At 57.3% G+C, this 11,923-nt stretch carries 11 protein-coding genes and 1 pseudogene; 10 read left to right on the top strand and 2 right to left on the bottom strand.

What is annotated here, in order from left to right; genetic code table 11:
* The first annotated feature begins 665 nt into the window (after positions 1–665).
* The 4 genes from PL597_RS24115 to PL597_RS24100 are packed head-to-tail and all read left to right on the top strand — an operon-like array spanning position 666 to position 4,492.
* The gene (locus PL597_RS24115) at positions 666–1,688 is read left to right on the top strand and encodes an ABC transporter substrate-binding protein (RefSeq protein WP_077768161.1); all 1,023 of its coding nucleotides are present in this window, start codon (positions 666–668) and stop codon (positions 1,686–1,688) included.
* Positions 1,688–2,770 (top strand): ABC transporter ATP-binding protein, encoded by a 1,083-nt coding sequence (locus PL597_RS24110; protein WP_077768160.1) that lies wholly within the window; start codon positions 1,688–1,690, stop codon positions 2,768–2,770. Before PL597_RS24115 ends, PL597_RS24110 begins: the two co-directional genes overlap by 1 nt.
* Complete coding sequence (locus tag PL597_RS24105) at positions 2,739–3,650, top strand: ABC transporter permease (RefSeq protein WP_012475930.1); 912 nt, start codon at positions 2,739–2,741, stop codon at positions 3,648–3,650. Before PL597_RS24110 ends, PL597_RS24105 begins: the two co-directional genes overlap by 32 nt.
* Positions 3,647–4,492 (top strand): ABC transporter permease, encoded by an 846-nt coding sequence (locus PL597_RS24100; RefSeq protein WP_012475931.1) that lies wholly within the window; start codon positions 3,647–3,649, stop codon positions 4,490–4,492. Before PL597_RS24105 ends, PL597_RS24100 begins: the two co-directional genes overlap by 4 nt.
* Before the next feature lie 157 nt (positions 4,493–4,649).
* Here the strand turns inward: PL597_RS24100 and PL597_RS24095 are convergent, their stop codons facing one another.
* Positions 4,650–6,011, bottom strand: coding sequence for a formimidoylglutamate deiminase (locus tag PL597_RS24095; RefSeq protein WP_012475932.1), 1,362 nt, complete (start codon positions 6,009–6,011; stop codon positions 4,650–4,652).
* 114 nt (positions 6,012–6,125) lie between these two features.
* Here PL597_RS24095 and hutI point away from each other — a divergent pair, with 114 nt between their 5' ends.
* From hutI to PL597_RS24070, 5 genes are all read left to right on the top strand, one after another.
* A complete protein-coding gene (hutI, locus tag PL597_RS24090; protein ID WP_234888143.1) occupies positions 6,126–7,310 on the top strand; it encodes an imidazolonepropionase in 1,185 nt (394 codons plus the stop codon).
* A gap of 138 nt (positions 7,311–7,448) precedes the next feature.
* On the top strand, positions 7,449–8,249 hold the full coding sequence (gene hutG, locus PL597_RS24085) for an N-formylglutamate deformylase (protein WP_077768158.1): 801 nt from the start codon (positions 7,449–7,451) through the stop codon (positions 8,247–8,249).
* Positions 8,250–8,268: 19 nt separating this feature from the next.
* Complete coding sequence (gene hutU, locus PL597_RS24080) at positions 8,269–9,954, top strand: urocanate hydratase (protein ID WP_012475935.1); 1,686 nt, start codon at positions 8,269–8,271, stop codon at positions 9,952–9,954.
* A 5-nt stretch (positions 9,955–9,959) separates the two neighbouring features.
* Positions 9,960–10,526, top strand: a complete 567-nt coding sequence (locus PL597_RS24075) for a HutD/Ves family protein (RefSeq protein ID WP_012475936.1) — start codon at positions 9,960–9,962, stop codon at positions 10,524–10,526.
* A 31-nt stretch (positions 10,527–10,557) separates the two neighbouring features.
* Positions 10,558–10,746, top strand: a complete 189-nt coding sequence (locus PL597_RS24070; RefSeq protein WP_077768157.1) for a hypothetical protein — start codon at positions 10,558–10,560, stop codon at positions 10,744–10,746.
* Positions 10,747–10,799: 53 nt separating this feature from the next.
* Here PL597_RS24070 and PL597_RS24065 read toward each other — a convergent pair whose 3' ends face one another.
* Entirely contained in the window at positions 10,800–11,213 is a 414-nt protein-coding gene (locus PL597_RS24065) for a hypothetical protein (protein ID WP_161596397.1), read from the bottom strand.
* A gap of 310 nt (positions 11,214–11,523) precedes the next feature.
* Here PL597_RS24065 and PL597_RS24060 point away from each other — a divergent pair.
* A pseudogene (locus PL597_RS24060) lies at positions 11,524–11,664 on the top strand (IS30 family transposase); the annotation flags it as partial.
* Positions 11,665–11,923: the final 259 nt, after the last annotated feature.

The raw sequence follows: 11,923 nt of genomic DNA, 5'->3' as shown, positions 1-11,923 counted from the left end.
TATGGTGAAGTCACCGAAGATATTGCGACACCGGTTCTCGGTGAGATCCTGCCGGAGTATGCCGACGATATCTATAAGGTTGGTCGCGCTGTTCTGGAAAGCAACTTTGGCGACAAGAAGCCGATCATGCTCACGATCGAACTCGCATAACAAGCGTTCAGCCGGGGCGGTTTCTAACGCGAGCCGCCTCCCTTTGGCGACAAAAAATTGACTTGATTGGCTAAGCCTTTCTGTTAATATGTATAGACCAAACCGCAGGAAACATGCGGTAACAGGAGAACGGCGAAATGGCATTCTGGTTTGAATTCGACAAAATCAGTGACCTTCCGAACAATGCGGGACACAGCGTCCTGGATGACGGAAGTTCGTTCTGTTTCAGCCATGTAACCGACTTGACGACGCGTTTCTTTAGGGGCGGATTGGCGTGGCTATCTGGCATGCAACTGCCAAACATATCGCCCCGATGACGCTGAGCCTTAGCTCCTCCGAGGACAGATCCCAGCGGAAAAGAAGCGGCATTTGTATATGAGATGATGAGCCTCAAGCAACGGAGGCAAATCTCAAACCTGAAGTCAACTCAATGTTTGCGGTAGGGCACGGTGTCCGACGCAGAACGGTTTGTCTCGCGTTGCTGCGAGCCAAACCCCAACCAAGGGGAACTAACCATGAAATGGCAATTTGGGAAAGCCATCGTCGGTGGCGCAATGTTGGTCGCAGCTTGCGCGCTGAGTTCAGGAGCTCAGGCGCAACAAAAGGAGCTGATCGTCAGCGGTTTTGGCGGTGCCTATGACGAAGCAATGGCTGCGAGCGTGAAATCCTTCGAACAGGAAAACGACGTCAAGGTCACCATTGTTGCCGGGTCCGGCGCGAACAACATAGCCCGTGTCCGCAACAAGGAAGTCGACGTTATCGTTTCTGATCCGGTTTTCGCGCTTCGCATGGAAGCCGAGAAGGCGTTTGCGCCGCTCGATCCGAAGCTGGTTACCAACCTGAAGGACATTCACCCGAATGCGATCTACTCCGACGCGGTCGTCGCAGCGAATTTCGGCGCATATGTGCTCGCTTACAATCCTGCGGAGGTGAAGCCGCCGCAATCGTGGCATGATCTCGCGAAGCCGGAATACAAGGGCCGCATCGCGCTGCGCGGATTCCGGCCTGAAAATATCGATCTAATCACTCTCTTTGCGAAAGAGGCCGGCGGCGACGAGCGTCATCCCGACGCCGGCTTCGCCGAAATGGCCAAGATCGCTCAGAACATCGACGTCTGGGTGGACTCGCACGCCAACCATCTCGAACTGTATCGCAACGACCAGATCTCCATGAGCATGTGGACCGATGGCCGCATCGGCTGGGCGCGTGACACTGAAGGCGTAAAAATCCAGGGCGTCATTCCGAAGGAAGGATTTTTCCCGCTCGCCTCGACGCTTAGCGTCGTTGCCGGACGTCCGAACACCGAGTTGGCCGAGAAGCTGGTCAACCACTTACTGAGCCCCGCCTCGGGACTCAATATGGCCACTCGCCTTGGTTATTTCCCGACGAACCGCGAAGCTAAGCTGCCGCAGGAAGTCCAGGCAAAGATCATGATCACGCCAGACAACGTCAAGGATCTGAAAAGCGCCGACTGGAAGTACATCGTTTCGGTCTATGATCAATGGCAGCAGCGCTGGGAACGGGAAATTCAACGATAATGACCCAAAGTTTCGACATTGAACTGTCGCACTGCCGCAAGACGTACGGCGACATCAACGTTCTGGACGACGTCTCCCTTCAGGTCAAGAACGGTGAGTTCATCACCGTTCTCGGCCCAAGTGGTTGCGGCAAGACAACGACATTGCGTGTGATCGGGGGCTTCATCATTCCCGACAGCGGGCGTGTTTCGATCAGAGGCAGGGAGGTTACCAACCTGCCTCCCTACAAACGCAACATCGGCGTGGTCTTCCAAAACTACGCCCTGTGGCCCCACATGACTGTGGCAGAAATCCTCTCGTTCGGTCTTCGCATACGCAAGCTGCCCCGGGAAGAGATCGCGCGTCGTGTAGACCGTGCCCTCAGCATGGTGCAATTGACCGGCTTGAAGGATCGATATCCTCGTGAACTCAGTGGCGGGCAGCAGCAACGCGTCGCCATGGCACGAGCGCTTGCGATCGATCCTGAGGTGATCATTCTTGATGAGCCGCTGTCCAATCTGGATCGGCGCTTGCGGGAAGAACTCCGTATTGAATTGAAGCGACTGCAGCGGTCTCTTGGGGTGACGATGCTATTCGTCACGCACGATCAGGAGGAGGCGCTCTCCATGTCCGACCAAGTGGTGGTCATGCAATCCGGAAGGATTCAGCAAATCGCCGACCCGAGGACAGTCTATGAGCGCCCGGCGAACCGTTTTGTTGCCGGCTTTCTTGGTAGCGCAAATTTCCTGCCCGGAGAACTGGTGCAGAATTCCAAGGAGAGCAGGGCCGAAATCAAGCTCAGCAATGGCGCCGTCGTGACTGCGCATGCGCCGTCGGCCAGGGCGGTCGGAGAGAAGGTCACCGTTATTGTTCGGCCCGAGTGGCTGGTACTTGAACGGCAGGGCAGCAATCCGCCTGCAAATCAGCTCGAGGGCACGGTCGGCGATGTGATCTATGAAGGCTCTGCAATTCGATATGGGATCAAACTCACTCACGAACCTGAGGCGCCCGTTTTCCTGCAGGAACGGTCTAACGCCGATGTTTTGAAACCCGGAGACAAGGTCAGGATCAATGTCACTAACGCCGTCGTTGCCGCAGAGTGATGAACGCAGAGGACTTTGGGAGCGTGTGGTTGCGTGGTCTACCCAAGCGCCGCTGTTCCTGCCGTTCGCCTTCGTCATCTTGTTCTTTTTCGTTCCCATGTGCTGGCTCGTTGCGACGAGCATGTCCTCCCATGAGGTTGGCAGCGCGCCTGTATTTACAGGCACGCTAGAGCACTACGCGAGGTTCTGGACGGACCCCTTCTATCTCGAAACAGCGCTCTGGACGACCGTTAAGCTGTCGGTTTTGTCCACGGTGCTTGCTCTGATTATCGGGTATGTGCTGGCCTACTACATTGCCGAGCTCCCTGCTGACCGCAGAGGGTTTCTCACCAGCATGGTGGTTGTGTCCCTCTCTGTGAACATCGTTATCCGGATCTTTGGATTGAATGTTCTTCTAATGAGCGGCGGACTTATTGATAGCGCCCTGACCTTCATGGGGATGCCGAAGGTCCGCATCATGTATACCGAGCTTGGGGTTTTGATAGGGTTGGTTCAGATCGCCATCCCGTATGTCGTTTTGCCTCTTATCGGTGTCATAGCCGCGATCGACCCGGCCCTCAAAGAGGCGGCGGCAAGCGTGGGCGCCAACAAGTACAAGACCTTTTGGGCCGTAACCTTCCCGCTGTCGCTGCCCGGAGTCGTGGCGGGCACACTGATTGCGTTCACTTTGAACGCCGCAGCTTTTGCGATTCCGTCCCTCATGGGCGGCGGTCGGGTCAAAATGATGGGCATGATGGCCTACGAACAAGCCACCGTGCAGGGGAACTTCCCCTTCGCAGCGGCGATCGGCATAAGCCTGACGATTCTGAGCATCCTGATTACTGCAATCTATTTGTTTGCCATCAATCAAACATTCCGCACGGCGAGGAGAGCAGCATGAGCGCTACCACAACTGTCTCGACGGGGAAGGGCGTTTCGGCCAGGAAGGTGTGGTTGCCACTCCCCACAGGATTAGGTATTGCCGCTTTCTGCGCGTTCGTCACCGTCGTGGCGCCACTGTTTGTGGTCGCCGGCGCAGCTTTGAACGCGGAAGCCATGTTCTTTCCGCCCAAGCAATTGACGTTGCATTGGATGATTGCGGCTCTCACGGACAGAAGCTTCGTGAATGGCGCCCTCATCAGCTTTGCCGTCGCAGCAGTAGCAGCCACGGTCTCAACGATCTTCGCACTTCCGGTCGCGCTCCAATTGCGGAAAGCACCGCCCACGGTGGCGAAGGTCCTGACTTTGTCGTTCATGGGGCCGTTGCTCGTACCCTCGGTGATCTTTGCTCTGTCGTTGTATTCGGTGATGATCTACGCTTTCGGGGTGACGAACCTATTTGCGCTCGTCATCGGCCACGTGATGATCACCATGCCATACCCGGTACGAACGATCACAGCCGTTACCGAGAACCTCGACCCCGCGCTGGAGGATGCTGCAAGCAGTGTCGGCGCAAATCCGTGGCGTACGTTTGTGTCAGTAACGTTGCCGTTGATCAAACCTGGTGTGATCGCTGGCTTTCTCTTTGCTTTCATAACCTCGTGGAATGACTTCTCCATCTCGGTCTTCCTCACGCCGCGCGAACTGCAGCCACTGCCGATCAAAATCTATGAGTATCTCCTCTACCAATACAGGCCATTGATAGCCGCAGTTGCCACCTGGTCGGTGATTGGTTCGGCCATCGTCGTTCTCATAATCGACCGTCTGGTGGGGCTGAACGTCTTTACCGGTCGTCGCGGCTAGTACAGTAGATATGATCACATCTGAAATTTAATTTTAAGAAGGGGCGCTCGGCGCCCCTTTTTGCATGCCAGTTTATTCCCCGACGCCTCGAAATTACGCCAACGCAAAACAGGCGACCTTGCAAGGACAAGACCGCCAACTCGCCTCCGCGTGTCGATCAGCGGCGAACCAACTTCTGCATTGTGGTGAGGAAGCGTCGATTGATCTTGTCTCGGGCGACGTGGCGACCGGCTACCACTTGTCTGCGGCCTTGAACCCAAACGTTGTCGATCGCAACCCCATCTGCAAAGATCCAATGATCCAGGATCTCGTCATCTTCGAGATAGGGAACTTCTGTGAGATTGAGTGAAAGCATGTCGGCAGAATTGTGTACCTCAATGCCACTCTCCGCGTTCAGCGCCATGGCGCCGCCGCGGACGGCAGAGACGATAAGATTGCGACCCGTTGAGCCGCCCGGCGCTGCCAGGACGTTACGTGCTTGGAGTCGCAGTCGTTGTGAATATTCAAGTTGCCGCAGCTCTCCGTTCAGGGAAATGAGAACGTTCGAGTCGGAACCAATGCCGACACGGCCTCCTTGTTCGCAGAAAATTTGGCCTGGAAAAATACCGTCGCCAAGATTGGCCTCGGTAATCGGGCAAAGCCCAGCGATAGCGCCAGTCCGCGCCATTCTTGCCGTTTCGATTTCGGTCATATGAGTTGCGTGAATTAGGCACCAGCGCTGGTCCACAGGTGCATTGTCCAACAACCATTCAACAGGACGAGCAGAGGACCAGGCAATACAATCCGAAACTTCCTTCATCTGCTCGGCGATATGGATATGGATTGGCCCTCCGCCAGACATTGAGGTGACCGCAAGCAGTTCCTGCGGTATGACGGCTCTCAGGCTGTGTGGTGCGACACCAAGCTCGGCGCCGTCGATTTTCGCGACTAGAGATCGGCACGCAACCATTAGTCGTTCGAAGCTGTCGAGCGAATTGATAAATCGTCGTTGCCCCTCCACCGGTTCGAGTCCGCCGAAATCCGAGTGGGCGTAAAAGACAGGTAGCAGGGTCAAGTTTATTCCGGTGGCACTCGCGGCCGCTGCGACTCGTTCCGCCATTTCCGCAATGTTGGAGTAATGGTTTCCATCCGGGCTATGATGCAGGTAGTGAAACTCGCCGACACGGCTGAAACCTGCTTCAAGCATTTCCATGTAGAGCTGGGACGCAACAGCCTCGACATCGTCGGGGCTCATCGTCAAGGCGAACCGGTACATTACATTTCGCCAGCTCCAGAAGCTGTCATCTGACGGCCCGCGGGTCTCGGCCAGACCTGCCATTGCGCGCTGAAAGGCGTGGCTATGGAGATTGCCCATCGCAGGCAGAATGATTTGATGGTGTTCGTCGGATGGTGCAGGATCAGCATCGGTCGATACCGACGCGATGGTTCCGCTCTCGACCAACACCCTGACATTGTCGTGCCAGCCGCTCGGAAGAAGGGCCTTCCGTGCGAAAAGTGCTGAACTGTTCAATTCCTTCATAGCTTCCCTCTGATTTTTTGCGAAACGCAGGCAACTTTGGTGCTTGCAATTCCGTGTATTGGTATATACAAAATATCAGTAATGAAAGACAAATATAGAGCAACGGGGATCGAGATGTCAGTGGCAACGCCCGCATCCGATGAGGAAATCGTCGTTTGGAGGAACGCGCATCTGGCGACTGTCGCGGGAGATCGAGACGGCCTGGGTGTCGTAGAGGGTGGCGCGATAGTGGTCAGAGGTGACCGCATCGCATACGTCGGAACCGACGCAAATCTCCCGGCGTTGGCGAGAGGCGCGGTTCAAGTCGATTTGGAGGGCCGGTGGGTGACGCCGGCATTGATCGACTGCCATACGCACTTGGTATTCGGTGGCGACCGCGCACACGAATTCGAAATGCGACTCGCCGGTGCGTCGTGTGAGGAGATCGCACTGGCCGGTGGGGGAATTGCTTCTTCTGTAAACGCCACGAACAAATTTTCCGAGGATGAACTCGTTTTGCAAGATCTGCCTCGACTTGACGCCCTCATGGAAGAGAGACTGTCGACGGTCGAGATAAAGTCTGGCTACGGCCTCAACGTCGAAGCTGAATTGAAAATGCTGCGTGTGGCAAGGGGATTGGAGACGCTGAGACCGGTGCGCGTCGTGACCACTTATCTCGCCGCCCATGCGATCCCGTCAAGTTACAGAGGCAGGAATGGCGACTACATCAAGGATGTCGTCATCCCTGGACTCGAGCGGGGCAGGAGGGAAGGTCTCATCGATGCGGTGGATGGTTTTTGTGAAAATATCGCATTTTCGCCAGCGGAGATATCCAAGGTATTCGACAAGGCGACTGCGATAGGCCTTCCGGTAAAGTTGCACGCGGAGCAGCTATCCGATCTTGGAGGAGCAAAGCTAGCCGCGTCCTATCGAGCGCTCTCGGCAGATCATCTTGAGTGCCTCGATGAAGAAGGTGCCCAAGCGCTCGCTATGGCTGGTACGGTGGCTGTTCTTCTGCCAGGAGCATTCTATACACTCCGAGAAAAGCAGCTGCCGCCAGTGCAAGCGCTTCGCAATGCCGGCACGCCTATCGCTATCGCAACAGACTGCAATCCGGGCACTTCACCACGGACCTCGTTGCTGCTGACTATGAATATGGCAGCCACGTTGTTCGGCTTGACGGTCGACGAGTGCGTCGCTGGCGCGACAAGAGAGGCTGCACGTGCCCTTGGTCTCTTGCATGAAACTGGAACCCTCGAGGTCGGAAGGTCCGCTGATTTCGCGATCTGGAATATCGGACGGCCAGCTGAGCTGGTCTAGCGGATGGGCTTCAATCCCCTGCATGCGCGAATATTTAAGGGACGAGGACTGCGGCCGTGACTTTAAGTCATGTCCCTGGCGTTTCGAACCTGGCTGGTTCTTTCACCTCCATTCGCTAGTCGTAGAAGAGAAGAAATCATGAGTGTTTTTGAAGTTCGCCACGGCACCTCTCCGGTTATTCTAGCAATGCCCCATACCGGTACCGATGTTCCGAGCGAGATCTGGGAGCGGTTGAACGACAATGGCCGGCAGCTGATCGATACCGATTGGTATATACATAATCTGTACGATGGTCTTTTAGAGAAAGCCACAGTCGTTCGAGCGATGTTTCATCGCTACGTCATTGATGCCAACCGGGATCCGGAAGGGGCGAGTTTGTACCCTGGGCAGAACACCACTGGCCTTATCCCCAAAACGGACTTTGATGGTGAAGCCATCTGGAAATCCGGTGCGGAACCGACAGACGACGATATCGCTCAACGAGTCGCTACTTTCCACTCACCCTACCATACCGCCCTCCAATCAGAGATCGAGCGGGTGAAGGCAATTCACGGCTTGGCCATTGTCTATGACTGTCACTCAATCCGCTCGCACATTCCCTTCCTGTTCGAGGGAACGTTGCCCGACTTCAATATCGGGACCAATGACGGGCAGTCGTGTCATCCCGCAGTCGCGGCGGCCGTCGTTAACGTCGTTCGCAATGCTGATGGCTACACACGCACGTTGAACGGTCGGTTCAAGGGAGGGTGGACCACAAGGCATTACGGCACGCTCGAAAGCGGCGTCCACGCGATCCAAATGGAACTGGCGCAATCGACTCATCTTTCGGCAGAGGAACCGCCATTTTCCTATGACACCGCAAAAGCCGAGCGCATCCGCGCCCGTCTCAGGGACATTCTGACCAACCTCGAGCGCGCCGCATCCGAACTCAAGAAGTGAATATTGGGAGCCACTGACCATGACCAATCCTCGACACAATATCCGCGAAGTTCGCGCGCCACGCGGCTCGGAGCTCAACACCAAGAGCTGGATGACCGAAGCGCCGCTGCGCATGCTGATGAACAACCTCGATCCTGATGTGGCTGAAAACCCCCACGAGCTGGTGGTTTATGGCGGCATCGGCCGGGCGGCACGCACCTGGAACGACTTCGAAACGATTGCGGCGACGCTGAAGACGCTCAATGCGGATGAGACCCTGCTCGTTCAGTCGGGCAAGCCGGTCGGTGTCTTCCGGACCCACAAGGATGCGCCGCGCGTCCTGATCGCCAACTCGAACCTCGTGCCGCACTGGGCAACCTGGGACCATTTCAACGAGCTGGATAAGAAGGGCCTTGCCATGTACGGCCAGATGACGGCCGGCTCGTGGATCTATATCGGCACGCAGGGCATCGTGCAGGGCACCTACGAAACCTTCGTCGAGGCCGGCCGCCAGCATTACGGCGGCAATCTCAAAGGCAAATGGATCCTGACCGGCGGTCTCGGCGGCATGGGCGGCGCCCAGCCGCTCGCCGCCGTCATGGCAGGTGCCTGCTGCCTGGCCGTCGAAAGCGATGAGACCCGCATCGATTTCCGTCTTCGCACCCGCTATGTCGACGAGAAGGCAAGGACGCTCGACGAGGCCCTCGAGATGATCCAGCGCTGGACCAAAGCCGGCGAGGCAAAATCCGTCGGCCTGCTGGGCAATGCCGCGGAAATTTTCCCCGAGCTCGTGCGGCGTATGGAGGCCGGTGGTCCACGCCCCGACATCGTCACCGATCAGACCTCGGCCCATGATCCGCTCAACGGTTATCTGCCAATCGGCTGGACCGTTGCCCAGCACAAGGCCAAGCGCGAAAGCGACCCGAAGACCGTCGAGGCTGCCGCCCGCGCCTCGATGAAAGTCCATGTCGAAGCCATGGTTGCCTTCTGGGATGCCGGGGTGCCGACGCTCGACTACGGCAACAACATCCGCCAGGTCGCAAAGGAGGAAGGTCTTGAGAACGCCTTCGCCTTCCCGGGTTTCGTTCCGGCCTATATCCGCCCGCTCTTCTGCCGCGGCATCGGTCCGTTCCGCTGGGCCGCCCTTTCCGGCGATCCGGAGGACATCTACAAGACCGACGCCAAGGTCAAGGACCTGCTGCCCGACAACAGGCACCTGCACAACTGGCTTGACATGGCCCGCGAACGCATCGCCTTCCAGGGCCTGCCGGCTCGCATCTGCTGGGTCGGCCTCGCCGACCGTCATCGCCTGGCGCTGGCCTTCAATGAGATGGTCAAGAACGGCGAGCTTTCGGCACCCGTGGTCATCGGTCGCGACCATCTCGACTCCGGATCGGTCGCCTCGCCCAACCGCGAGACCGAAGCGATGAAGGACGGCTCTGACGCCGTCTCCGACTGGCCGCTGCTCAACGCACTGCTCAACACCGCATCGGGGGCTACCTGGGTGTCGCTACACCATGGCGGCGGCGTTGGCATGGGCTTTAGCCAGCATTCGGGCGTTGTCATCTGCGCCGACGGCTCCGACGATGCCGCCAAGCGGCTGGAGCGCGTTCTCTGGAACGACCCGGCGACCGGAGTCATGCGCCACGCCGATGCGGGCTACGAGATCGCCATCGACTGCGCCAAGGACAAAGGCCTGCGTCTGCCGGGCATTCTCGGGAACTGAAGCAAATGCGCGTTCTGCGTTCCGCGCAGTACAAGCGCACGATGTGGAAGAACGGCAAGGGAGAGACGGTGGAGATCGCCGTCTCCCCTCCGGATGCGTCGGTCGACGATTTCGACTGGCGCATCAGCACCGCGACGGTCGCTCTCGATGGGCCTTTCTCGACATTCGATGAAGTCGATCGGACGTTGAGCGTGCTGACGGGGGAGGGGATAGAACTCGCGATTGCCGGGGAGCCCGCCACCGTCTGCTCTCAGAATAGTCCGCCTTTTACCTTTCGAGCGGACGTCCCGACCACCGCTCGACTGGTGGATGGCCCTATCAGCGACCTCAATGTCATGAGCCGGAGGGGACGCTTCGGTCATCGCGTTGCGAGGTGCAGGCTTGATGGCGAATTGGAGGTCGGATCGGATGTCGCGGTGGTGTTCGTCATCGTGATGTCCGGCTGCGCGCTAAAGAATTCCGGGGAGCGACTGGAAAGCCTCGATGCCCTTCACCTGGATCGCGCCGAAAAAGTCGTTCTTCGGGCAAACGGCCCGACGACGGCGTTCGTCGTCGAGTTGCTGCCACTTTGAACGGGAAAATGAACACCCTGAGGATACCAAGTTGAACAGGCAAAATATCGAGAACAGGCAAGCCGAGGCGGTCAACCTGGTTGAGAACTACGGGCCGATTGGCATTCGTTCTGTCGCTGCCGCATGTGCAGCGAGGCCTCCTCAAAAAGAACTGGATGAGTCGTCGTCAATCGAGTTTCCAGCGGTGCGCGCCCGCTGGCTCGGTGACGGGGATGATTGAGTTTGAAGGTCGGCGATGTGGTCATGGAGTTTGTGTTGCCCGGTCCATTAGAACTAGCATGCCTTCGGTGGCTGTCTCGCGGCAAAACGCTCGCCGAAATCGCTCTGCTTCAAGGCAAAACCGTCTCTGAAATTGCGCATCATGTCGAACGCGCGCTTGCCGCGCTTAACGCAAAATCGGCACAGGAAGCACTCGCAAAAGCTCACCTTTCGAACGGCAACTGATCTGAAACAGAGGCTCGTTCGGTTGGCCTGCATCAGGAGTGTTTTCCCCTCGTAGGGCGAAACTACATGTCGACGGATTTCAATGCTGAGCTCCATGCCCGGCCGTCTATCTACTTCACCGGTCCGGCCTTCGTTGAGCATGTTGCGGTCATGCGCTCCGGTCCGATTACGCAGGATGGTGCGCGCGGCATATCCACCGACCCGTGTCACAGTGAGAATTTGCGCACGCAGGTGGAACATCATACGGAATTCGTCACCGTACGCGCGTGTCGAAAATCAGCGAGGAGGCGGCGTCCTGGCCCACTTCCAGTCTCAGCCTTTCCGAAATCGCGGCTTTAGTGGACATAAGCTCGCCGCAGCTTATCTGTCGGATCGGCATCCTGATACTGGGTACTGCCCCAAAGGAACTCGGGCCTGTGCTGTCGAGTCTCGGGTTTCGCGATACCGCAGCGTCGTCGATCGGCGGCGGTGCGGCGCAGGTGTGTTCGGATTTCCGCGTTCAGCCGGACCAAACGAGCCGCGTCCTTCTCTTCAACAAGGACCTGAACGCCTACAGAAAGGTGCGGTGGAAAATGCCAACAAGCGCATTCGCCGCTTCATGCCAGGTGATACCGATCTTGCAGCCGTCTCTCAGCGCGACCTGACCCACCTTGCCCGCCATCTCAAGGATCAACCGCGAAAATGCCTCGGATAAAAAACCCCAGCAGAAGTGTTCATGGCACATTTGCAGGAAGAGGGGTGATCCCCTACCCTAGACGCCGGCATGATGCACTTGGGTTAGCTTTTCCAAAACAATCCGTGATTTTGCATCTGGTTAAACTGGTCCAGGATGTTTAGTGACACCTGGCCCGGCCGTATACGAGCCTTCATCCGTGAGACATATCAACCACGACGTCCAAAGCTGGAAATATTAAAGGTCACCGGTGCTGAACCGCGGTATCGGAAAACGCTTG

It is taken from the genome of Agrobacterium sp. ST15.13.013, assembly GCF_027956525.1.
GTDB lineage: Bacteria > Pseudomonadota > Alphaproteobacteria > Rhizobiales > Rhizobiaceae > Agrobacterium > Agrobacterium salinitolerans.
The sequence above is the reverse complement of the archived record's forward strand: the minus strand, read 5'-3'. Positions and strand labels throughout refer to the sequence as shown.